Origin of the sequence: Micromonospora sp. DT229, from assembly GCF_049844505.1 — a bacterium.
Taxonomy (GTDB): domain Bacteria; phylum Actinomycetota; class Actinomycetes; order Mycobacteriales; family Micromonosporaceae; genus Micromonospora.
The window spans coordinates 128,986-152,450 of sequence record NZ_JBNCLD010000008.1 but is presented as its reverse complement, the minus strand read 5'-3'; the positions used below and the strand labels follow the sequence as shown (position 1 = coordinate 152,450).

The window sequence follows — 23,465 nt, the reverse complement described above, 5'->3', positions numbered from 1 at the left end:
CTCGTGCTCGGCGCGCTGGGTGTGCTCGCGTTCAGCATGTCCCTGCCGGCCACCCGGATCGCCGTACAGCAACTCGACCCGTGGTTCGTCGCCTTCGGCCGCTGCGTCGGCGCGGCGCTGCTGGCCGGGGCCTATCTGCGGGTCACCGGGGCGCCCCGGCCGAGCCCGCGTCAGTGGCGCCGGTTGTCACTGGTCGCCCTCGGCGTGGTGGTCGGCTTTCCGCTGTTCACCTCGTTGGCGTTGACCACCCAGACCGCCGCGCACGGCGCGATCGTCATCACCGTGCTGCCCGCCATGACCGCCGTGTTCGCCGTGCTGCGCGCCGGGGAACGCCCGCCGCCGCTGTTCTGGGCCGCCAGCATGGGCGGACTGCTGGCGATCCTCACCTTCCTCATCGCCAACGGCGCGGTGCTCGGCGCCCCGGCCGTGGCGGACCTGTTCCTGCTCGCGGCGGTCGTGCTCGCCGGTCTGGGGTACGCCGAGGGCGGCGCGCTCGCCCGTGAACTGGGCGGGGCCCGGACGATCTGCTGGGCCCTGCTGCTCTCGTTGCCCGTCACCGTGCCGATCACCGCCGTCGCCGCCCTGGCCGCTCCCCCGCGCGCCGACGCCGGCGCCTGGTCGGCGTTCGGCTATCTCACCGCGGTGTCGATGTTCCTCGGCTTCTTCGCCTGGTACGCCGGACTGGCCCGGGGCGGCATCGCCCGGATCGGCCAGATCCAACTCGCCCAGCCCGCACTCACCCTGGTCTGGTCGACACTGCTGCTCGGCGAGCGGGTCACCCCGGCCTCGATCGCGGCCGCCCTGGTGGTGCTGGCCTGCATCGCGCTGGTCCAACGCACCCGCACCGCCAGGCCGGCGACCGTGCTGGTACCGGCGGCGACCCGGCGGCGGTGAGGACGCCTCCCGCCGGTGACAGGCCTACCGCCGGTTACGGCTTGCGGCCGACCGCGCAGTACTGGTCGATCTCGGCGGGATCGGGATCGGTGCCGTCGGGCCGCCAGCGGGTGACCGAGACGACGCCGGGCTCGACCAGTTCCAGTCCCTCGAACAGGGCGGCGATCCGTTCCGGACTGCGCAGGTGGTACTTGGGGTTGGCGGAGACGTTCCAGATCCGTGCCGCCTCGGTGACCGCCTCGCTGGTGTCACTGCCGTCGTACATCGCCAGGTAGCTGCCCGAGGGCAGCTCGGCCATGATGCTGTCGATGATCGACTTCGCGTCGTCGTCGGACTCGACGTGGCCGAGGATGCCCATCAGGATCAGTGCGACCGGCTGGTTCAGGTCCAGCGTCCGCGCCGCCTGGCGAAGGATGGTCTGCGGGTCCCGCAGGTCCGCGTCGACATAGTCGGTGATGCCCTCGGGCGTGCCGACCAGCAACGCCCGGGCGTGGGTCAGCACCAGGGGGTCGTTGTCGACGTAGACGATGCGCGCCTGCGGGTTCACCGACTGGGCCACCTCGTGGGTGTTGTCGGCGGTGGGCAGGCCGGTGCCGATGTCGAGGAACTGCCGGATGCCGGCTTCGCCGGCCAGATAGCGCACCGCTCGGGTGAGGTAGGCCCGGGAGAGCCGGGCGTTCTCCGCCAACTGCGGCAGGTTGGCGATGATCTGATCTCCGACCTCGCGGTCGGCGGCGAAGTTGTCCTTGCCGCCGAGCAGGTAGTTCCAGATCCGGGCGGTCTGCGGCACACCGGTGTCCAAGGTGGATCTGTTTCGTTCGCCACCGGTCACGGCCGCACCGTCCGCCACGATCACACCTCGGTTTCGTCTGGACTTACCCCGAAAGATGAAGGGAAGTCTAGACCGGGGTCGATGACCGCAAGCTCAGCGACCCCTCACCCCCCGGCAACAGTTGCCGGCGACAACCCCGAAGCCTGCGAAACCGGGTCCGAGATGACGGTGGCTCCCCGATGGTGACTTGGTCTGTGCAGGTACCCCCCGGCCCCGTGACCGGGGGGTCCTGACGCGGCCGGATCAGTGGATGACGTCGTAGATCGCCAACTGCACTCCGTTGCCGTAGCTGGCGTGCTCGACAAGGGTCAGCCCCTGCTTGTCGGCCCCCTCCGGGGCGAACAGCCGTCGACCGCCGCCGAGCAGGAGCGGAAAGACCAGCAGGTGGTACCGGTCGACCAGGCCGGCCGCGGCCAGCCCCTGGGCCAGGGTGGCGCTGCCGTGCACCAGGATGGTGCCGCCCTCGCCCTGCTTGAGGGCGGCGACCTCGTCGAGGGACCGCAACACCGTGGTGTTGTGCCATTGGGGATCGGTGAGGGTGGTCGACACCACGTACTTCGGCATCGCGTTGTACGCCGCGAACTCCTCCATGGTCGGCCAGACCGGGGCGAACTCGTCGTAGCTGACCCGGCCGATCAGCAACGCCCCCGCCTCCTGCTCCTCGCGGGCCTTGATCTCCCACACGGCCTCGTCCATCGGCACGTCCTTGAAGGTCCAGCCGGCGTGCGGGTGGCTCCCGGCCCCCGGCGAGTCGATCACGCCGTCGAGGGACATGAACTCCGTGACGATCAACGTACGCATGGTGCGGGTCTCCTTCATCGACGATCTGTGGCGCCTTCACCCCAACGTCGAACGGGCCCGGCCGGATTCGACAACCGACTGAGAAATCTCGTCGCCGACGAGCAGTGCCCCGCCGGTGCGACAGCTCGCACCGACGGGGCACCGAATACCCTCAGCGGACTACTTCTTGGGCTTCTTGGGCTTCTTGGGCTTCTCCGGCTCCGCGTCACCGATGGTGATCGTGGCCTTGTTGAAGTTGTTGCGCTTGTCGGCCTTCGACGGGTCGTAGTTCTTCTCGATGTTGCCCGCCGAGTCGACCGAGAACCAGTGGAACGTGGTCGTCTCGGTCACGTGGAACACCTCGCCCGGCTCCCGGAACTCGGTCGCCTTGTAACGGGGCGAGTCGAGAGTCGGGCGGCTGCCGTCGATGGTGTAGTAGATGGTCGCCGGCTCGCTGACCTCGAACCGCACGTCGACCGGGCCGGAGAACCGGCCGGCGCCCGGCACCAGCGTGGAGGTGGGAGCCTTCTTGTCCTTGCCCCACTCCGCCGCGATCCGGAACATCTCCATGATGCCGTTGGCGTACTCCATGGTCTCGGCGTGCCCGCTGACCAGCTCGGGGTTGCCCTCCCACGGCGGCTGGAAGGAGCCGCCCTGCCAGTTGCCGGTCGCCGGGTTGTAGACCGAGCCACCGACCTCCCAGCCGAAGGAGTAGATGCCGTAGGTGTGGTACAGGTCCTCGCGGACGTTGCCGGCCGACGAGTAGAGCACGTCGGAGGAGCCACCCACGTTCTGCGGGGTGACCACGGTCTCCCGGTACGCCTTCACCTGGGACAGGATCCGGGAGGCCGCCTGCCAGTAGAACATCTCGTCACCCAGCGGCGGACGGGGCGTGGTGACCCGCCCGTCGGCCTTGTAGGAGCCCGGCTGCCAGAACAGCTGGCCGCCGTTGGAGTGCACCGACATGAAGAACTTGATGTTCGAGTACGTCTCGGCGAGCCAGACGATGTTCTTCGCCTCCGGCTCCGACAGCTTCTCCGGACCCTGGTACGTGTCGCTGGTGCAGCTGAACGAACCGCCCGAGTAACCGTCCTGGGCGGAACCCACCCGGTAGTTGCGGTTCAGGTCGACGCCCCAGTTGTTGCGGCGACCCGGGTCGGCGTTGTCGTCCGCGCAGTGGTTGGTCAGGTTACGACGCTGCGAGGCGTTGTTGTAGAAGCTGTAGTTCGCCCCGTCGGGGTTGTTGCTCGGGATCAGGAAGATGTCGGTGTTGTCGACGATCTTCTTGGTCTCCTTGTCGGTCTTGTAGTTGGCGACCAGCCGCTCCGCGGTCTCCAGGGTCGTCGTCGCCGGAACCCACTCGCGGGCGTGGTCCTGCGCCTGGATCAGGACGCCGGGCTTCTTGCCGTCCCGGTGCTTGCCGATCCGCAGCACACGAACGGTGTTCGGGCCACGCGGCACGTCGCCCTCGGGGGCACCGACGCGCTTCTGGTCGAGGAAGTCGGTCAGCGCCACCGGAGCCGTCGGCTGCACGATGCCGGTGCCGGCGTTGGTGCGGTACGGGTGCGAGCGGTCGATCAGCCCGTTGGACTGGGTCTTCAGGGCCGTCGCCACCTGAGCGGCGGTGCTGGCCAGCGCACCGGAGGAGTCCTTGGCGAGCAGGACCCGTACGGCCTTGCCGTTGACCTCGACGGACAGCGGCAGGTCGGCACCGGGCCGGTCGACGAACTCGACAGTGATGTCGTTGCCGCCCTCGTGGCCCCAGGCCGCGGAGGTGACGACGACCGCGGACTGACCGGTACCACCGATGGTGGCCTGCGCCTTACGCTGGTAGCCGTTCGTCTTGTACGGCAGGTAGACGATCTCGGCGATCTTCGGGTTCTCCCGAGCGATCTCCTCGATCCGGTCGTGCAGCTGCTGCGGGTGCTTGTACCCGTCGACCAGGTTCCACTTGTAGCCCGGCTTGTCGGTCAGCGGCGGCTCGCCGTCCTCCAACCAGTCGGACACCGGGCCGACCGCGACGCCACCGGTGGCGCTGGTGACCCGGATCTGGCTCGGCCGGGTGTCCAGCTTGAACAGGTTCCGGTGGAACATGTACTGGCCGGAGTCGACGAACCGGCTCATCGTCCGGGCGAAGGCGAAGTCGGTGCCCCGTCCGGAGTCGTTCTCCACCTGCATGGCGATGATCGGGTTGGTCTGCGCACCCTCGGTGGTGCGCGCCTCGACGTAGAGGAAGCCCTGGCCCTTGGTGGTGAACCAGTCGGCGCGCGCGATGCGTACGGTCGCCTCGTGGCTGTAGCTCGACGCGGTGGTCGCCTCGGGGACGGACCTGGCGGTCGCGGCCCGGGCACCGACGGCCTGGAACCCACCGTCGGCCTCGTCGCTCCAGGTGAAGCCCTCACCCTCGGCGAGGATCCGGACCCCCATCGCCTCAAGTTCGACGCGCTGCTCGGGGGTCACCACGACTTCACCCTCGATGCCGTCCGGCACCCGCTGAAGACCGTGTTCCAGGTCGAAGCCCGCAGCCACCACCTGGTCGAGCATGTCCGACCCGGTCAGGTGGACGCGCACCACGTCGCCTTCGTGCGCGTGCTCCAGGTGGGAGCGACCGGCCTCGGTCGTGGGTTCCGGCGCTGCCGCGGACTCCGCGACGGCCGGTTGACCGGCCAGCAGAACGCTGCCCACCAGCACGGGTACTACGAGAAGAGCGATGCGTTGTCGAGTGCGCCGCATTCTTCCCTCCTTATTTGCTCGAGGCATGGGTGGGAAGAAACTATCGGCGGCATTCGAAACCGACGGCCTGCGTCGGGCCCAGTTGAGCGAATCTTGAGTTTAGGGGTGCCGGGTCCGGGTGTGGCAGCGCCCAGGTGATGCCGAGGCCGACCGTCGGGACTCTCCCCGACGGTCGGCGCAACAGCCGATCAGTGGATGACCACCGGGGCCTTCGGCTGGTCGTCAGGCTGGTCGTCGAGCAGGTGGGACCGCTCGCGCCGACGGGGCAGGAACGCCGCCGGGATGAGGGTCAACGCGACCAGGGCGAAGGCCACCCAGAAGGTGCCGGCGAAGGCGTCGGCGGCGAAGTCCAGCCCACGCTGGATCAGCGACGGCTCGACCGGGAACTGTTGGAGCAGTTCCGGCTGCTGCTGGGCCGCGATGGCCAGGCCGGCCTCGGTGACCGGGTTTCCGTTCGGGTCGGTCACTCCCGGGATCGGAACGGACTTGTTCAGCTCGTTGGTCAGAATCACCGACATCACCGCAGCACCGATGGAGCCACCGATCTGCTGGAGGATGTTGACCAGGGTGGAGCCGCGGGCCACCTCGTGCCCGGTCAGGGTCCGCAACGCCGAGGTCATGATCGGCATCATGGTGCCGCCCATGCCCAGACCCATCACGAACAGCGAGCCACAGATCAACACGTACGAGGTGTCCGCGTCGACCTGGGTGAAGGTGGCGAACCCGGCGATGATCAGCAGCAGTGCGAACGGCACCGTCCGGCCCACCGGCACCTTGTCGGCGAGCATCCCGGCGATCGGCATGGTCACCATCGCCCCGATCCCCTGCGGGGCGATCAGCAGACCGGCGGCCAGGGTCGACTCGCCCCGCACCTGGAGGAAGTAGCTGGGGAACAGCAGCCCGGCGCCCATGAAGGCGATGATGAACACGAACATCGTCACCGCCGCCACGGTCAGCCGGCGGTTGCGGAACAGCCGCAGGTCCAACAGCGGGTGCCGGGGCCGGAACGAGTAGACGACGAAGGCCACCACCAGGGCCGCACCGATCAGCATGGGCAGCCACACCCCGTTGTCGGCGAAGGTGCCGGTCTCGGGCAGGGTGGACACGCCGTAGAGGAACAGGGCCAGGCCGGGCGAGAGCATCAGCATGCCGAGGAAGTCGAACGACTCCGAGGGCTCGGGGTTGTCCTTCGGCAGGGCCATCTGCGCGTACACCAGGGCGACCAGACCGATCGGCAGGTTGATCAGGAAGATCCAGTGCCAGCTCGCCACATCGATCAACCAGCCGCCGAGGATCGGGCCGCCGATCGGGCCGAGCAGCATCGGGATGCCCAGTACGGCCATCAGTCGACCGATCCGGTGCGGCCCGGCCGCCCGGGTCATGATCGTCATGCCGAGGGGCATGAGCATTCCGCCGCCCAGGCCCTGCACCACCCGGTAGGCGATCAACTCCCCGATGGTGTCGGCGGTGGCGCAGAGCCCCGACCCGATGGTGAACAGCGCCAGGGCCAGCATGTAGAGGCGTTTGGTACCGAACCGGTCGGCGGCCCACCCACTGAGCGGAATGACCGTGGCCAGGGCGAGGGTGTAGCCGGTCATCGTCCAGGCCACCCGGGCGTACGAGGCGTCGAACTCGCTCTGGAAGGTCGGCAGGGCGACGCTGACCACGGTCACGTCGAGGATCGACATGATCGCGCCGAGCACGACGACGCCGGCCACCTTGAGAACTGCCGCGTCGAGCTTGTCCGAGGTGGGGACAGGCGGCGACGCCGCGACAGACTGCTGTTTCACCAGGTCTCCTGAATCGAAAGTGCCCGTCGGGCGTCGCTGGTGGCACCAGCCGGCGATGGCGGGCGTGACCATGGGCGCGAACCCGCAGCGCAGATTAGCCCGCACCGACGACGATGCGCCCAGGAATTAACGGTCAGCAGACAGACACGTCACGTGTTCATGATCACGGTGGGGCCGGTGCGCGAAGTACGGCGACCGGGGTGCGCCTCGATCGATCCTCGCCGGGGTGGCCGGGCCGGGTCACCGACTCACCAGTCGTCCCCCTCGACCTGCGGCCGCTCCTTAGGACGATGTGCCCCGGGCTTGCAGCCCGCGAACGGACCGTTGGGGCTGCGCAGCACGTCCATCGTCGGCCAGAGGTGGCTCTGGTGCCACGTCGCCGGATCGGAGCCCTGCGCCTGCGGGCCGGTCCGTTCCTGCCAGGCGAGCCAGAGCCCGTGCAGGTAGGCGATCGCCTCGGCGTGTTCCCGCCACCTCGGACACCACGGCGACGAGGAACTGACCTCTCCGCCGTACACCGGGAGCAGCAGGCCCTCCACCCAGTACGAGAGCCGGCGCAGTTCCTCCTCGTACTCCGGACCGGCGAGATAGAGGATGAAGAAGGGCCTGCCCTGCTCGGCGGCCTCCGGTGCGGCGGCCACCGCTTCGCTCTCCGGTGCGCCGGTGTGCGTCACCACCGCATCGGCGGCCGGGATCACCTGCGTCATCACTGCCCTCCACTTCGTCCTAGCACCTCAGGGTGCTCTCGTCGCCGGGATCGACACCGAGGCCGGCGGCGAACCGCTGGTACGCGTCGACCCGGGCCTGCACCTGAGCGGAATTACCTCCGCCACACTCCAGGGCGCCGTTGATGGTGCGGATGGTCTCGCCGAAGCCCCCGCCACCGGTCATCGCGGAGTGGGCGGTCATCGTGCCCGCCCCGGTCTGGGTCGTCCAGAACCACAGCGCGGTCTGCCAGGCGACCGAGGCGTCGTCGCGAACCAGGTCCGGCTGGTTGAGCAGGTCCAGGCCGAGCGCGTCACCGGCGGCCTTGTAGTTGGTGTTCCAACTGAGCTGGATCGGACCACGTCCGTGGTACGCGGTCTGTCCGGCCGGGCACCCGTACGGCTGGCCGGCGTCGCAGTAGTCACCCCAGGCGGCCTGGTTGATCTCCTCGATGTGCACCAGGCCGCCGGACTCGTGGTTGATGTTGGCCAGGAAGGCCGCCAGTTCACGCTTGCGGGTCTGCTCGTCCCCGGTGGCGGCGAAGGCGGGAAACTTCGCCATCGCCTCCTGGAGTGCGGCATAGGTGTAGAAGGAGTTCCGGTTCGGAAACATCGCCGTGAAGACCGACTCGCTGAGCAGCGTGGACCCGTCGACGTCCGGCCCGTCCTCGTCGGGCGGGTCGGGGTCGGGGTCGCCGTCGGGCTCCGGATCCGGTTCGTCGGTCACGGGGTCCGAGTCGGGCTCCTCCGTACCGGTGGAGGTGTACTTCTCGAAGAGCCCGCGAACCTGAAACGGGTAGGCCCCCAGGGCCAGCACCGGCATGCCGCCCTGGGCCTCGACGGTCTCCAGGCCGATCTCCCAGGCCATCAGGGTGAGGCTTAGGTGGTCGCCGACCACCTTCTTCTCCTTGCTCAGCTGCCCGGTCCGGTCGGCCAGGTGGCAGAAATACCGGGCGTGGGCGTGGATGGAGTCCTCGGGGTCTAGCGCGGAGGCTTCACCGCTGTCGTCGTCGTCCTCGCCGAACTCGTCGAACACCTCCGGGGTCAGCTGGGAGAGCCCCTTACGGCCCTGCGGGCCCTCCTTCTCCGGGTCGAAGGCCGAGGCGTAGTCGATCTGGGCGGCCAGGATCACCGGGGTTAGCAGGTCGCACTTCTTGGCGGCGGCGCGGATCGGTGCGACCAGATCCTGGTCCGGTACGTTCCTCGGGTCGAAGGTCCCACGGCCGTCACCGCCGGAGAGTTCGATGAGGGCGTTGACGCGGGAGGTCTGACCGCTGGGGTCCGAGGGGTCCGACGAGGCCGAGGTCAGTTGCGATCCGCCGGCTATGGCGAAGACGACCAGCAGGACTATCAGGGCCAGCAGCGCCAGGACCACCAGCGGAAACAGCCCGACCACCGAGATGACCGCCCAGAGCAGCTGGGAGGCGTCCAGTTTGAAGATCGAGCTACCGGCCTGCCGGGCCGCCTGGGCCTTGCGCAACGCCATGACGGTCAACCGGCCCGGTGGGACTCGCGGCGGCTCCAGCGTGCCGCGGCCCGGTCGGTGATGGCCTGCACCTCGGCCTTGGCCGCCGCGCCGATCGGCCCGGCGTCGGGCTCCTTGAACCAGGGGCGCAGCCGGATCAGCGCCGGGCGTACCCCGGTGGCCAGCAGCAGGGCGGTGCCCTTGGGCAGGGCCCGGATCTTGTCGGCCGGCAGCACCTGCTCCTGCCGGTAGGACACCGACCGGGAGGAGCCGTCCCTGGACCGGGAGTAGCTGGGGGTACGCACATCGTGCTGCCCGACCAGCCGGGCGACCTTGTCCACGAAGTCCGCGTCGTCGAGCCCGGCACCGAGCAGTTTGATGGTGGCGGCGCTCCACAGGGCGTCCATCCCCGCCTCGCCCCAGACCCGCACCCCCTGCCGGTAGCTCTGCAGCAGGGTCACCACGCTGATCCCCCGCGAGCCCAGGTGGCTGTAGAGGTCGGGCAGGTCGGAGATGCGGCAGACGTTGGCCGCCTCGTCCAGGATGGCCGTCATCGGCGGGTCCAGCCGTCCCCCCATCCGTTCGGCGGCGACCACCGCGGCCCGGATGACGGCGTCGGCCAGCCCGGCGATCACCCCGGCCGCGGAGCCGCCACCGTCCTTGGAGAGCAGGTAGAGGGTGTCCCGGCCGAGAACGTGCTGCTCCGGGATGAACTGCGGAAGGTACGGATCGGGGCTGACCCAGGCCAGGATCTCCGGGTCGAGCAGGCAGGCCACGCACTGCCGGGCGGTCTCGTAGATGCCGTCGCGGGTCTCCACGGCGCCGCGTACGGTGCCCTGCAACTGCTCGGCCATCGCGGTCATGCCGACGTCGCGGAGCAGATCGACCGGGGTACGGTCGGCCGGATCGGCCAGCCAGGCCAGCAGGTCGTTGACGGTCGCCCCGTTGCGGGAGGCGGCCAGGAAGAGGGCGGTCAGGGTGTTCTGGGCCGCGGCGATCCAGAAGTCCTTCTTGGAGGAGTCGTCGTTCACCGAGCTGACGAAGTGGCCGGCCAGCCGTCGTGCGCCTTCGATGGTGTCGCAGCCGCTGAGCATGTCCCACCACATCTCGCGCTCGGTGTACGCGATGCCCTGCGGGTCGAAGGTCCACACCCGGCCGACCTTGGTGCGTTCCTGCCGGGTGACGGTGAACACGTCGGACTTGTTCGAGGTCAGCAGCACCGGCCCGGGTGCCCGCAGTACCCGGGGGATGGCGATGCCGGTGGACTTGCCGGCCCGCGGCGCCATCAGGTCGAGTTCCACGTCCTCGTAGGAGGAGCGCAGCTCCGGCCCGGCGGGCATCAGGTCACCGAGCAGGTTGCCGGTGTCGTCCGGGCGCAGCCGGGCCACCTCCTTGAGCCCGGGGCGCAGGTCCCGGGCGCGGGCCTCGATCCCCTTGCCGGTCATGGCGCTGAGTTCGGCGGGACCGGCGAGGCCGTGCGGTCGGCGCGGGCGACGCACGATCCCCCGCACCAGCAGGGCCACCGGGGAGGCGGCGACCAGCAGCAGGGCGGCGGCCCCGCCGTAGACCAGATACGACGGTACGCCCGGCCAGACCTGGTCGGTGGCACCGGTGACCAGGTGGAGGTAGACCTGCGGGGTGAACGACGGCGGCTGCCAGCCGTGCCCGCTGAGCAGGGCGGCCAGGGTGCCGCCCAGCCACAACGGCACGAAGATCACCAGGTTGAGCAGGGCGAAGCCCGGAATCAGCCAGGGCAGGTAATCGCCCCCCACTCCCCCCGGGCGGCTCATAGCTGCCCCGGTTCGCCGTACGGGGTGGGGGCCACCAGGTCCCCGCCGGTCACCGCGCGTACCGCGGCGGCCCGCTCGGCCAGCAGTCGGTCCGCCTCGCCGTTGGCGATCCAGCGGGTGTTCGTGTCGTGCAGGTGGCGTTCGGTGTCGGTGATCGCGACCCGGATCGGGATGCCCGGCCGACCACCTACTTTGATCAGGAACCGGCCCCGGCCGGGCGGCTCCTCGTTCCCGCCGTCCTGCGCCCAGCCCGGCGGCGAGGACCAGGACGACACCAGGTCGATCTCCCGTCGGGACAGCCCTACCACCCGGCCCAGGTCCTCCATCTCCGCCCGGGGCAGACCGGCGCAGGCCACCATGCCGGCCCGTTCGACGAAGCCCCGGGCCTTGGCCTTGTCGGCCTCGTTGCCGAGGGCCTCGGCGTCCTTGAGGGTGTGGGTGATCTTCGCGTCGGCGAGGCCGAGCGACCGGTTGAGTCGGGTGAGGGCGTCGATGCGGTCGACGATGCCGGAGGCGGCCCGCAGTGGACGCCACAGCTCGTCAAGCACGGTGAAGAACCAGCGCCGGGGCGCCAGCCCCGCGTCGGCCAGGGCGTGCGAGGCGGCCACCGTACCCAGCCCGTCGGACCAGGCGGCGAGCATCGCGGCGGCGGTCAACTGCCCGTCGGCCTCGCCGATGCGGGAGATGTCGATGCAGACTGCGGTGGCGTCCGGGTCGATGCGGGTGGAGGTCTCCGCGGCGAAGGTGTCGCCGAGCGGGCCGTCGAGGATGCCGAGCAACGATCGGTGCAGCGGGTCGACGGCGTCCCGGTAGCGGGACTCCTGGCCCCGGTCCAGGGTGACCTGCCGGACCCGGGGCGGCCCCTCCTCCAGCACCGCCAGCAGTTGCGGCAACCGGAAGGTCTGTCCCTGCGGGGTACGTTCCCGCAGGTGCCGCAGGCAGGCGGAGAGCACGGACTGCTCATGGTCGCTGATCGGGCCGCCCCGGACGATGGTGAGCAGGGCCGCGACCATGTTGAGGACCCGGCCGTGGGTCTCGGCCGCCAGGGCGTGACCCGCCTGTCCCCCGATCTTCGCCGCGGCCGCGCCCATCGCGCCCGGGTCCAGGATGTTCAGGCCGCCGACGCCTCGGGCGATGGAGATGACCTGTCCGCCGAGGGCCCGGACGGTGTCCGCGTAGTCGGGTTTGAGGTCACCGAGCACCAGCGGCACCACCCCCTGCGCACTCAGCCCGATCAACATCCGGTTGATCAATGTCGACTTGCCCAGGCCGGGCATACCGAGCATGAACAGGGAGGGGTTGGAGATGTACCGGGCCCGGGTGAACCAGTTGAGGGGGTCGCCACAGACGGTGGCCCCGGTGTGGATGTGCTGTCCCAGCGGGACCCCGGTCATCGGGGCACCGGAACCGGAGGCGAAGGGCCAGAGCCCGCAGGCCTGCACGGTGGTGGCCCGCCACATGGTGGGCGGATCGAACGCCGCGACCCGGCCACCACCCAGGGCGTACGAGCCGCGGTGTGGCACGGTGTCGTCCCGGTTGGCCCGGGCCCGTCGCCGCAGGTAGCGCTGCTCGGCGGCGTCCTGCTGGGCCTGCCGCCGCTGGGCGCGGCGCACCGCCCTCGCGGATGGCCGTCCCCCCTCGTCGGGTTCGATGTCCTGCTCCTCGGTCGAGGGCACCACCAGGCCGGACATCGCGTTCATGGCCCCGGAGGCACCGCGAGGCCAGCCCGCACCGAGGCGGAAGAGGCCGCCGGCGCTCACAGCGCCTCCTTCAGCTCGTGCGGGACCATCGTCTGCTCCCAGGGCAGGATGCCGACCGGCAGGGCGCAGGAGAACGCGGCGGCCTGCATCCGGTCGGCCGGACGCATCGCGATCCGGGTGGCCCCGAGCAGATTGCGCATCGTCACCTCGGCGTCGCGGATGTCGGCCACCGAGTCGACCGTCAGGGTCACCAGCATCGAGAACTCGACCAGACCCGCCCCGGAGGCCTCCTCCGCCGCGGTCTGCTCGGCGGCCTCGATCTCGGAGACCGCCCGAGCCCGGACCAGGCCACGGGTCGAGTTGGCCATGAACTGGGCGGACCGACGATCCGATTCGACGATCTTCGCCGAGGTCGCCGGGTCGATCGGGCGGTAGACCAGGGCGACCCGTTTACGGCGGATGCCCAGGGCGGGGTCGAGCAGGCTGCGCAGCACCCCGGAGCGCACCGTGCCCCGGGGCGCCAGGGTCAGCAGCCAACTGCGGGAGACCCCGGAGTCGTGCTGGTAGTGGCTGACCGTCTCGACGGCCGCGGCCGGCCCGGCATCGGCCCAGTCCAGCCCGGTGTGCCCGTGCTGGGCGCGTACGTCGAGGACCTCGGCGGCGACCGCCGGGTCGTACGCCACCCGGACCACCTCGGCGATCCGCTCGGCGGACAGCGGCTCCGCCGACCCCCCACCGGCGGCTACCAGCCCGCTGAGCACCCCCGGTAGCCGCAGCGCCAGATCGGCCACCATGGTGTCGTGGTCGCGGCGGGCCCCGCCCGGTGCCGAGTAGGTGAGGGTGAGGAAGGTGTTCATCTCCGACGAGGCGTCCGGGTAGTTGCGCACCACCTCCTCCATGACGGCCCGGGCGGCCGGCGGGGCGTCCGGTGAGATCCGCCCCAGCACCTCGGTGGCCAGCCGGGTACCCGGATCCGGTGCGGTCTCCACGACCACGGCCGCGCCGCGCAACCCCGGCTCGTGGGCCAACCGGGACAGCCACTCCCCCCACAGCGCCACCCAGGTGTCGACCTGGTCGGAGTCGACCAGAGATCCGCCGTCCGGCTCGCAGCTGAGCACGATGGTGTACTGGTTGCGGTGGCGGTGGTGCAGCACCCCGAACGGGCGGTCGTAGGGGTCACGCCCCTCCAGCATGGTCACCCGGCTGAGCAGTCCCGGTGGACGGAATCGGCCACCAGGTCGCGCCGACAGCGGGCCGGAGGCGTACAGGTGCCGCCCCAGCGACCGGCGACGCACCCAACCGATCCGGACGGCGGCCATGTTGTACACGTTGCGGCCGTCGGCGGTACGGATCGCCAGGGGTGCCAGCATCAGGGCGAAGGGCAGCCCCACCACCAGGGCGGTGTTCAGGGAGATCATGGAGGAGATCAGGACCATCACCAGCCCGCCGAACAGGCCGACGGTCCCGACCAGGCCCAGCGAGCCCAGCCCGGCTTTGCGAGGGCGACGCCAGTTGCCGTACGTCGGTGTCTTCATGGATTCCGCGGTCGTACTCACGATGGTCCTTCTCCTCGTTGCGGCATCGACTAGTCCCGGTCCCCGAGGGCACCGCTGGCGATATCGCTGGCGTGTTTGTGGGTGCTGCGCACCCCGCCGGCGGTCTTCTGCACGACGGTGGCGCTCTGGCCCACCGTCCAGGCGGCGGCGCCGACGGCACCACCGGCGACCCGCCGCGCCGCCGTACCGGCCGCGGCCAACCGGCTCCCGGAACCGGAGTCGCCGCCGGAGCCGGAGCCACCGCCACCGGACGATCCGCCGCCGGACGCGCCGCCGCCGGAGGAGGCGGCCGAACCGCCGCCGGTGGGGGTGCTGTTGCCGCTCGGCGGCTTGGACCGGCCCGAGATGGCGGAGGCGGCCCGGCCGCCGGCTCCGGCGATCGTCTTGGCGCCGGTGGCGACCGCACCCGCCGCCGCGCCGCCGACGGCCATGCCGGTACCGCTGCTGTCCCGCGAGCCGAGGGTCGCCATCGCCGGTACGACCAGCCGCATCAGCGCGGGCAGGGCGACCGCGGCCATCAACAGCACGGCGGCACCGGCGAGTTTGTAATGCTTGGCGTTGTCACCGGTGGCACCGATCATCGCCGCCCCCGAATACATGATCAGCCCGACCACGGGTTTGAAGGCCAGCCAGGCCACCATCCAGGCGATGTGCTTGCGCCACCAGCCCCCGCCCCACTCGGACATGGAGGCGGCCGCGGCCATCGGAAGGGTGCCGGTGAGCAGCACCATCACCCCCAGCCGGATGTACATCAGGATGATGTGGACGCAGCCGGCGATCAGCAGCAACAGCCCGACGATGATCAGCAGAAAGGCGGTGAGCCCGTCCGTGCCGCAGTTGGCGATCAGCTTGAGCTGCGCCTTGATGCCCTCTTCGTAGAGATGGTGGGAGTAGACGTCCGCCTCACTGGCCAGCCAGTTGATCACGGTCCACGCCGCGCCCACCGTGAGGACCATCCGGACCAGGCCCATCAGGGCCACGGTCAGCGGCTGCCCCTTGCGTTCCAGCGCCACCCGGAAGGCCGCCGCCAGCAGCGAGGCGACCGCGATGGTGACGACCAGCCAGTCGGTCTGCAGGTGGATGTTCTCGTTGAGCTGCTGATCGCCGAGGGTGGGAATGTCGCCCAGGTTGGCGAAGAGTTCGACAGCGGCCCCCATGATGGCGGCGGCGATGTCGCTGAGGATGCCGTCGATACCCCGCTCGAAGAAGCCGACGACCTGGCCGATCGTGCCGATGTAGACGGCGTCACCGGTGGCGCACTCCATCTCACACCTCGTTCCACAGCACGAAGCCGACGAGGGAGATGACCGGGGCGGCCCGGGTGTGCAGGCCGCCGGAGTTCAGCGGCCGCAGCTGCCAGTCGACGCCGTTCCAGTCCACCGTGTAGTCGACCGAGGCGTACACCAGGTTCGCCTGCCGGATCAGCACCCGGACGCTGGCCGTGCTCGGCGAGTACCGCAGCACCACGAACCCGGCCAGGGTGTTGACGGTCTGCACCGGCCCGGTCTCACCCATCGAGGCCCGCATCGCGTCGAAGTAGTCCCGCCCCAGGCCGGGAACGAGCTGCTGTCGGCTGACCGTACGCCAGTCGGGGCCACTCATCTGCCGGGAGATGGTGTGTGCCGCCATCACCGCCCCCATCGGGGTGTGCGCGAAACACCACAGCAGCCCTCCGGTGCTCTTGCGGGGTCCCGCCGAGGCGGAACGCGGCACCTTGGCCCCGTTCAGCGGTCGCCACGAGATGTCGGTGGGTGCCGTGGTCGGGATGCGCTGCTCGGAGTCGTCCGTGCGGCAGCCCTGCGGCCGGCTGCCGTCCGGGCCCAGGGTGCCGATCACCGGACCCGGGGTGGCCGCGACACTGGGGCCGGTCCCCGGGTCGCCGCTGATCGCGGCGACCGTGCCGGTGCACAGGGCCAGGGCGAGGAACCCGGCCGACATCTGCCAGCGGCGGTGCTGCCAGAAGGGCTTGTCCTGATCCGCGTCGTCGTCGGATGTGTATCTCAGTCTCATGGCGCCTTCCCCGGATCGCGGTGACCGTCTGCTCCTGCCGATCGGGCTAGGTGCCGGAGCTGCCCGTACCGAACACCCAGGTGACGATGGGCCCGGCGGTGGCGACCAGGATGCAGCCGCCCAGCACCATGCCGAGGCGGCTCATGTGTTCCGAACTCTCGCCGCGCTTGTGGGAGATGGCCATCACCGCGCCGGTGACCAGGACACCGACCACACCGGCCGCCGTGCCCGCCCAGGCGAGCAGGCCCAGCACCTGCTGGACCTTCTCGGACAGACCGATCGGCAGACTTCCCTTGATCGAGGGCTGCGGCACCGTGCCAGCACCGCCGGCCGGGTCGGGGGCCGCCAGCAGGGTGGTCACCTGGGCCAGGCTGCGGTAGTAGAGGTCGGAGAGGGACACTGCGGCTCCTTGGAATCGGATGTGGGTGGGGCAGGGATCGGCGGTGGGGCCGGTGGTCAGTCGGTGAGGGCCAGCCACCTGACGAGCGGGCCGGCGGTGGTCGCCATCAGGCAGGCGGTGAAGACGAAGGCGATGCTTCTCGTGTACTCGGTTCGCTCTTCCATGGCGCCCCGACGCAGCTGCGCGGCCAGGGTCGCGCCGGTGATCAGCAGGCCGGCCACCGCGGCGGCGCTCACCAGCCAGGCCATCAGGTTGAGCAGTTGCGAGACCGACTTCTTCGGATTCGTGTTGATGGTGTACGCCTCGATCACCGGCGGCTCGAAGTTGACCGAGTTGATCGGGCTGTCGCACTGGAACTTCCCGGCGTGCACCGCCCCCGACAGGGTGCAGCTGCGCGCTCCGGTGATGTCGACGTTGTCCTTGGTCACCGACTCACCGGCGAGACCGGTGTGCATCTCGATGTCCATCTTCACGCTGTCGCCCGGCACGTACGGGGCGCTCATGTCGAAGGATCCGTGCGTCGAGCCCTTCTTGCCGGAGCAGACCCGGTCTCTGCCGCGTGGGTTCTTCATGGTGGTGTCGGTCTTCAGGCAGAGGGTGTAGAGGAAGGCGGCCTTACCCCCGTGGATCTTCAGGGTGTAGGTGTCCTCCGCCGCCGCAGCCGCAGCGCCCCCGGGGGCCAGCAGACCCCACCCCAGGCCGGCGACCACGACGAGGAGGATGCGGAGGATCCTGCTCACGACCGCCTCCGGGCCTCGGTAGGGGTGGCCACCAGGGCGGCGATCCGGTCGAGTTGCCTGCCCAGCCGTTTCGGCTCCGCCCCCACCCGGAGGCACGGGATCCAGGGCACCCGGTGCACCGGGGCGATCGACCGCAGCAGCCGGATCCGGCCGAGCAGCGGCGCGGGCAGCCGACCCGGGGCATCCGCGATCAACACCACCCCGACCAGCCGCATCCCGGCCGGATGCCGGCCCTCCCGCAGGGCGTGCAGGGCCCGGGAGACCGCCCGGAGTCCGGCCAGGTCGGTTCGCCCGACCACCATGACCCGGGCGGGTTCGGCCAGGGCCGGGTCCGGCCAGCGGCAGCCGATGTCGGTACCGCCCAACAGCCCGGCCAGGGTGGTCGTGCCCGCACCACCGTGCGCGCCGATCCAGCCGATGCCCTTCTCGGAGAGGCCGTCGCGCGGCCAGGCCGGGCCGTCGTCGTACGCCAGCCCGGCGAGTGGATCGTCGTGCCCCGGTCGGCCGGCCGAGACCCCCGGTCGCCGTACCGCCACGGACCCGTTGCCCACCTGCCCCGCCTCCCTTCTCTGCTCGCTTCTCGCTCACCGGGTACACCCCATGCACCGGTGACGGCCGCTTAACGGCGCGAGCGGTCAGTCGGTTCAGGACGAGTTCGGAGTTTTTTCCTCGACCCGCTCTCGGCGGCACCGCCGACGCGGGCGACGCATCTCGCGCGACCTGATCCCGGCGCGTCAGCACGGATCGGTTCGGAAAACCGTCCCCCCGGGCGAACCCGGCGTCGGCGCGCCCGTAGAAGGGGTTGTGCCCCCGACTTCCGGAGAAACGATGTCCCCGCCTCTCTCCCGCCAGAACGTAGACGCATCCAGCCGGATCCCGCGACGCCGACCGTCGCCGACCACTGCCTCACCGCCCGTGGCCCTCCAGCCCGTAGCGGTCTCGCTGGCTGCGGCCCTGGTCAGCGTCCGTCGCGTACCCGCCGTCGAGAGTCTGTGGGTGGAGCAGACGCACGCCCGTACGACGGACCCGCTCAGCACAGCGCGCGACCACGCCTTGAGCCGCGCCCACCAGGCCAAAGCTCTTAGCGTGAAGGAGTACCTCGATCACCGCGCTACCCCGGCCAGCCATCCAGCCGAGGAGAAGGAATCGCACGAGCACAACTGGACCACCGCTGAATACACCCGGTTGCGACGAGTGGCCCTGGGCGACCATCGAATCGCAACCGCCGCCCGCAGCACCAGCGTGCGCGGAGCGGGCGGAGCGGGTCGGTCGGCCCCTCTCTCACCGCTCGGCGTACCTCGCCGCCGCCCGCAGGTACGGGCGAGATGAGGTCAGTTGTCCGCAGTGTGTGGCCTGCCACACCCGACAGCGGTGCGAAAACTCGAGCGAACGGGTGAACCGACGTTCCGGGTGCCCCGTAGTGCGTGCATCGCCCGCTCCGAAGGACGAACCGCTCCGGCCGGGGCGGCGGCAGCGGGGAATCTCGTTCGATCAAGCAGGAGGATCAGATGGATCCAAACGAGGACAGTCCAAACAGCAGCGACTACGAGAGCGCACAAAGCCACTTCACCGGCGGCAGCGGCGGTAACAGCGACGACGGTTTGGAATCAACGGCGCCCAATCTGGCGAACGACCCGAGCATCCAGCAGCTAGCGAGGGCCTTCACTGGTGAATCGTGGCAGGTGAGTAGTCGTCGGGGCAGCGAGACGGTGGCCCTTCAAGATCGGGCTGATCAACAGGGCTTCGATGTCCTGCGTTGGCGTGGTCAGGCGTGGGAGGTCGTCTCAGACGAAGGCCGGCGTAACCAGATCCTGTCCGGTAGCGCGTTCCTCTTGCAGGCCGGGGGCCTGCTGGCCAACAACACGCAGACCTATGCCGCCGGTGTCGCGGCTGGCGGTGCACAGGGGCTCAACACCATCTTGACCGCGGCGTGGAACCGCTGGCAGATCCAGCGGCATCCCGACCAGTCCCACCAGAACCCGAACTACTGGCAGGCGGCAGTCGCTCTCGCCAACATGGCTGGCCAGATCGCCTACGGCAGCCTGACCCCCTCGAACCCGCAGGCATCCGGATACGGCGCCGCCATCGCGGGCGTGGCCTATATGGCAAGTGGCGTGGTTCCCTCGGCCGGCCTGTACCAACCGTCACCCGATCAGCAGCAGGCGCCCCGCCAGCACGACCTGGAGTCCGGCGCGCGATCCAACGCTTCGGTCGCCAGCGCTGCCGGGCAGGGCAGCGCCCGTTCTTCCGAACATAGGGAGCGCAGGAACTCGGCACAGACTTCGGGTCACAGTTCTGGGCAAGGCGGTGAGAGAAGGCGCGGTCGACGGTAGCTGATACGAACGGCGCGCGGCGGGTTGCTCGCCTTCACCTCGTTCGTGGGCCCGGGTCAGAAACATGGCTCGGGTCCACTCCAGTTGGTGCCCGACACCGTGGGCCCCCAGCCCGGCTGCCGACGCCGCCACGACTCGGCTTCGAGCGCGGCGGCCGAACCAACCGTGTCGATCAGCGCGGCGAGGCCGGGTTGCGGGCGATCGGGGCTGTCACGATCGCGGAGCCGTCGGTCAGCCCGACGGTGATGAAGGACAGCTCGTCTACCGGCAGCGACGTCTCGCCAGCCACCTCCTGCGGCCCGGACGAGGCGGTCCAGTCCCGTACGACGTGGGTGGCACCGTCGCGGGTCACCGCGAACAGCCGGTAGCGGGTGCCCTGCCGCAGCCCGGTGGCGGTGATCCGGATCGTGGCACTGCCCTGGTCCCCGGGGGTGATCACGACGGAGAGACTGGCCCCGCCGGGCGCCTCTCCCGTGGCGGTCAGCACCGGGTCGGGGCGGGCTGTCCACTGGTTGACCGCCACCACTCCGCCGGCCAGCACCAGAACGACCGCCGCCGCGCCGACCCAGAGCGCCCGGCGCCGACGCCAGGATCCGGCTGTCGATCCCGGACGCGTGCCCGAGGTACGCCTACCAGCCGGGCGCCTACCAGCCGGGCGTGCCGGACCGGGATCCGCCCCGCCGCCGCGCTGCCGTGTCACCGCCGGGTAGTCCGCTCCGGCGACGCTGGCCGGCTCATCGGTGCCCGGAAGATCGTCGGTGCCGCGCGACGGCGCACCATCTGTGGTGGCGGGGGTGACGCCAAGCGCACCCGCAGCCGCAGCGGATCCGGACGGACCGGACGCAGGCGTGCCGGACGCAGACGGCACCGAGTCGACGTCGACGGAGGGCTCGGACAGGAGCGGGTCGTCGGTGGGCAGTGACCAGTCCACGTCGTCCAGCCCGGCCAGGCCACTGATCGACGGGCCGATCTCGGCCGCCTCGTCCAGGCAGTGCCAGCAGTCGGCGAGGTGGGCCTCGAACGACTCCCGCTCGGCGTCGTCCAAGGCGCCCATCAGGTAGAGGGCCAGCCTCTCCTGATCGGCCACGGAGTGATCCCCGCCTACGCGCATCCAGCCCTCTCCTCAACGGGTCGGCACCACGCGGTGTGTCTGTCTGGGCCCGGGCGACCTCGGGATCAGGACGACTCGGTCGAGCCGATCGCGGCGTGCAGTGCGCGTACCGCGTAATAGGCTCTGGATTTTACCGTACCTTCGGGTATCCCCAGCCGCACCGCCGCCTCGGCCACCGAGGCGCCTCGGTAGTACATTTCGATCAGCACCGCTCGATGCTCCGGGCTGATCTTTCCGAGGGCGAGCCGCACCGCGTGCACACTCACCACCCGTTCCATCTCGTCGTCCGTGGTGGGGACCCGGTTCAGGTCCGGCAGGCTGACCTCGGGGGGTCGGGCCTGCCGCGCCCGCATGGCGTCGATCGCGACATGCCGGGCCACCGTGTACAGCCACGGCGCGATCTTCGAGGGGTCGGCGGCGAGTCGATCCGCGTTACGCCAGGCCCGCAGGAAGGTCTCCTGTACCAGATCCTCGGCGAGTTCCTGCTGCCCGAGCAGCAGGCGGGTGAGGAAGCGGTGCAGAGGTCGACGGTACTCCTCGACGATCTGCCTGAGCAGGGGCTCGGCCGCGGACGGATCGCCGAGGGCACCGTCTGTGACGGATGGCGCGATCGACTCGTTGGGCACCGCCGACACAGACCGCCTCCCTGACGGACGGATGGCATCCTGCCGGCCGGACGGACGATGCTCGCCCTCGCGGCCCTGACAGCGAGCATAGTCGTACGTCTGCGGGGTGACGTCGCTGAGGTCGCCCGGCGGCCGGCGACGGCATCGACCGGGGTGAACACGGTTGAATCGATCCTGGTCAGCACCCTTATCTGCTCCACTTCGGACGGTTCGGTACGGAGGCGGCACCGTCCGATAGACGGATGGGGGTGACCTCCGGTTCAGATCCGTGCGACATCGGTTGAAAGAATCCCGGTTGGCTTTGAACGCCAGACGGTGGCGATCCGTCACGACAGGTGTCGCCACACCGAAAGGGATGGCCCGTGACTACCGACCTCGTACGCAAGAAGATCAGCTTCGGCCGCACGTCTCGCAAGGTGCTCGCCGCCCTGCTGGCCGCGCTGGCGGTGCTCGCCGCCGTCATCGCCACCATCAACTGGGGTGTCGCCTCGGCCCGCGACGACACAGTGATCGGCGCGAAGGTCACCGACAAGCAGTTGACCGCCATCGTCGCCGCGGCCCGCTCGTGCCCGATGCTCACCCCGGCCCGGCTGGCGGGGCAGTTGATGGCCGAGTCGGGGCTGGACAACCGGGCCCGCAAGACCGCCTCCGGCGGTCGGGGAATCGCCGGCCTGGACGACGAGGACTGGAAGGCGTGGAAGCCGTGGCCGGACGCCCCCCGGTCCGACATCGCCGCCAACGTGCTCGCCCTGGCCCATCAGATGTGCGACTTCAGTGGCCAGTTGCGGCTGGTCGGCATCACCGGTGACCAGTGGCGTACGGCGGTCGCCGCCTTCCACACCGGCCTGCCCCCGGTCGCCCAGGCCAAGGGGGTCCCCGCCGAGGCCGTCGAGTACGTCGATCTGGCCAGCGGCTACGCCGGGTACTACGGCCAGCTCAAGCAGTTCGGTGGGCCCGGGTTGCCGGCCTCGACCGCCCCACCGGCGGGCAACACCAAGGGTGTGCCCACACCGTACGTCCCGCTCGTGGTCACCGCCGGATCGGTCTGCGAGCAGATCACCCCGGCCATGGTGGCCGCCCAGGTGATGGCCTTGTCCGACTTCGACCCACACCGGCTCGGTCCCGCCGGGCAGCGGGGCATCGCCCAGTTCCTGCCCGAGGTGTGGCGCAGCTACGGTCCCGGTCAGGGTTCGGCCTGGGATCCGCAGACCGCGATCCCGGCCGTGGGGGACGCGATGTGTGCCCTGATCGACGAGCTGTCCAAGCTGGACGGTGACCCCTACCTGCTGGCCCTGGCCGCCTACCGCAACGGTCCCACCGCCGTACGGCAGAGCGGGGGCAGTTCCGACCAGCCGACCGAGACCTTCCTACGGGCGGTGAAGGCGCTAACGGACCTCTACGTGCTGGACACCCGACTGGCCCGATCCGCACCGGCCGACGAGCCGACCACGACACCCCCGTCGGAGGAGACTCCCGAGCCGCCGGCAGAGGATCCGCAGGAGAGTCCGCCGGCCACCTCGCCGTCGGCGTCCCCGAAGTCGGGTACCACCGCACCGTCGGAACCGAACCCGGTCGAGACCAAGCCGACGACCGAACCCAAGCCCAAGCGGCCCTCCGGGGCCAAGCAGATCTTCCATCCGCGTACCGGGCTGTGTGTCAGCTCCGGCAGCACCGGCGACGGCACCCGACTCGAACTTCGCGGTTGCAAGGAGGAACCGGCGCAGTGGTGGGTGGTCCGCAACGACGGCACCATCCGCTCCCAAGGGCTGTGCATGGACATCGCCTGGGGTGCCTCCCAGGACGGCACCGCCATCCAGGTGGCCATCTGCAGCGGCAATCCGGCGCAGTCCTGGCGGATCAACGACAAGGGCGGCATCATCAGCGCCCTCAACGGCAAGTCCGTCGACGTGGAGATGGTGGCCAAGAACAAGCCGCTGGAACTGTGGTTCTACCTAGGTAGCGCCGAGCAGACCTGGAAGCTGCGGTAATCAGCACACCGAG

19 protein-coding genes are annotated in these 23,465 nt (G+C 70.2%); 3 read left to right on the top strand and 16 right to left on the bottom strand.

Annotation, left to right across the window (positions count from 1 at the left end):
- Positions 1 to 3: 3 nt before the first annotated feature.
- Positions 4 to 894: a DMT family transporter gene (locus ACLQ2T_RS15190; RefSeq protein ID WP_425766770.1), complete on the top strand. Its 891-nt coding sequence runs from the start codon at positions 4 to 6 to the stop codon at positions 892 to 894.
- A gap of 34 nt (positions 895 to 928) precedes the next feature.
- Here ACLQ2T_RS15190 and ACLQ2T_RS15185 read toward each other — a convergent pair whose 3' ends face one another.
- The 14 genes from ACLQ2T_RS15185 to ACLQ2T_RS15120 form a co-directional block, all read right to left on the bottom strand.
- Positions 929 to 1,744, bottom strand: coding sequence for an SAM-dependent methyltransferase (locus ACLQ2T_RS15185; RefSeq protein ID WP_425766769.1), 816 nt, complete (start codon positions 1,742 to 1,744; stop codon positions 929 to 931).
- 225 nt (positions 1,745 to 1,969) lie between these two features.
- Positions 1,970 to 2,527, bottom strand: coding sequence for a dihydrofolate reductase family protein (locus ACLQ2T_RS15180; RefSeq protein WP_425766976.1), 558 nt, complete (start codon positions 2,525 to 2,527; stop codon positions 1,970 to 1,972).
- A gap of 159 nt (positions 2,528 to 2,686) precedes the next feature.
- Complete coding sequence (locus tag ACLQ2T_RS15175; RefSeq protein ID WP_425766768.1) at positions 2,687 to 5,239, bottom strand: M14 family zinc carboxypeptidase; 2,553 nt, start codon at positions 5,237 to 5,239, stop codon at positions 2,687 to 2,689.
- Positions 5,240 to 5,427: 188 nt separating this feature from the next.
- Complete coding sequence (locus ACLQ2T_RS15170; RefSeq protein ID WP_425766767.1) at positions 5,428 to 7,029, bottom strand: DHA2 family efflux MFS transporter permease subunit; 1,602 nt, start codon at positions 7,027 to 7,029, stop codon at positions 5,428 to 5,430.
- A 248-nt stretch (positions 7,030 to 7,277) separates the two neighbouring features.
- Positions 7,278 to 7,736, bottom strand: a complete 459-nt coding sequence (locus ACLQ2T_RS15165) for a DUF4913 domain-containing protein (RefSeq protein ID WP_425766766.1) — start codon at positions 7,734 to 7,736, stop codon at positions 7,278 to 7,280.
- A gap of 19 nt (positions 7,737 to 7,755) precedes the next feature.
- The gene (locus tag ACLQ2T_RS15160; RefSeq protein ID WP_425766765.1) at positions 7,756 to 9,219 is read right to left on the bottom strand and encodes a glycoside hydrolase family 19 protein; all 1,464 of its coding nucleotides are present in this window, start codon (positions 9,217 to 9,219) and stop codon (positions 7,756 to 7,758) included.
- A gap of 5 nt (positions 9,220 to 9,224) precedes the next feature.
- The gene (locus tag ACLQ2T_RS15155; RefSeq protein ID WP_425766764.1) at positions 9,225 to 10,988 is read right to left on the bottom strand and encodes a TraM recognition domain-containing protein; all 1,764 of its coding nucleotides are present in this window, start codon (positions 10,986 to 10,988) and stop codon (positions 9,225 to 9,227) included.
- Positions 10,985 to 12,748, bottom strand: a complete 1,764-nt coding sequence (locus ACLQ2T_RS15150) for an ATP/GTP-binding protein (protein WP_425766763.1) — start codon at positions 12,746 to 12,748, stop codon at positions 10,985 to 10,987. The genes ACLQ2T_RS15155 and ACLQ2T_RS15150 overlap by 4 nt, the downstream gene beginning before the upstream one ends.
- Positions 12,745 to 14,244 (bottom strand): SCO6880 family protein, encoded by a 1,500-nt coding sequence (locus tag ACLQ2T_RS15145; RefSeq protein WP_425766762.1) that lies wholly within the window; start codon positions 14,242 to 14,244, stop codon positions 12,745 to 12,747. Before ACLQ2T_RS15145 ends, ACLQ2T_RS15150 begins: the two co-directional genes overlap by 4 nt.
- Positions 14,245 to 14,273: 29 nt before the next feature.
- Positions 14,274 to 15,509: a hypothetical protein gene (locus tag ACLQ2T_RS15140; RefSeq protein WP_425766761.1), complete on the bottom strand. Its 1,236-nt coding sequence runs from the start codon at positions 15,507 to 15,509 to the stop codon at positions 14,274 to 14,276.
- 1 nt (position 15,510) lies between these two features.
- Positions 15,511 to 16,254 carry a hypothetical protein gene (locus ACLQ2T_RS15135; RefSeq protein ID WP_425766760.1) on the bottom strand — a complete coding sequence of 248 codons (744 nt, stop codon included), beginning with the start codon at positions 16,252 to 16,254 and terminating at the stop codon, positions 15,511 to 15,513.
- A gap of 46 nt (positions 16,255 to 16,300) precedes the next feature.
- Complete coding sequence (locus tag ACLQ2T_RS15130) at positions 16,301 to 16,654, bottom strand: hypothetical protein (protein ID WP_425766759.1); 354 nt, start codon at positions 16,652 to 16,654, stop codon at positions 16,301 to 16,303.
- A 56-nt stretch (positions 16,655 to 16,710) separates the two neighbouring features.
- Positions 16,711 to 17,394, bottom strand: a complete 684-nt coding sequence (locus tag ACLQ2T_RS15125) for a hypothetical protein (protein WP_425766758.1) — start codon at positions 17,392 to 17,394, stop codon at positions 16,711 to 16,713.
- Positions 17,391 to 17,945, bottom strand: coding sequence for a DUF6668 family protein (locus tag ACLQ2T_RS15120; protein ID WP_425766757.1), 555 nt, complete (start codon positions 17,943 to 17,945; stop codon positions 17,391 to 17,393). The genes ACLQ2T_RS15125 and ACLQ2T_RS15120 overlap by 4 nt, the downstream gene beginning before the upstream one ends.
- A 957-nt stretch (positions 17,946 to 18,902) precedes the next feature.
- Here ACLQ2T_RS15120 and ACLQ2T_RS15115 point away from each other — a divergent pair.
- A complete protein-coding gene (locus ACLQ2T_RS15115; protein ID WP_425766756.1) occupies positions 18,903 to 19,727 on the top strand; it encodes a hypothetical protein in 825 nt (274 codons plus the stop codon).
- 172 nt (positions 19,728 to 19,899) lie between these two features.
- Here ACLQ2T_RS15115 and ACLQ2T_RS15110 read toward each other — a convergent pair whose 3' ends face one another.
- Positions 19,900 to 20,814, bottom strand: coding sequence for a zf-HC2 domain-containing protein (locus ACLQ2T_RS15110; RefSeq protein ID WP_425766755.1), 915 nt, complete (start codon positions 20,812 to 20,814; stop codon positions 19,900 to 19,902).
- An 89-nt stretch (positions 20,815 to 20,903) separates the two neighbouring features.
- Entirely contained in the window at positions 20,904 to 21,473 is a 570-nt protein-coding gene (locus ACLQ2T_RS15105; protein WP_425766754.1) for a sigma-70 family RNA polymerase sigma factor, read from the bottom strand.
- Between the two features lie 353 nt (positions 21,474 to 21,826).
- On the opposite strand from ACLQ2T_RS15105, the gene ACLQ2T_RS15100 reads away from it, so the two are divergent.
- A complete protein-coding gene (locus tag ACLQ2T_RS15100) occupies positions 21,827 to 23,452 on the top strand; it encodes a ricin-type beta-trefoil lectin domain protein (protein WP_425766753.1) in 1,626 nt (541 codons plus the stop codon).
- The last annotated feature ends 13 nt before the right edge of the window (positions 23,453 to 23,465 follow it).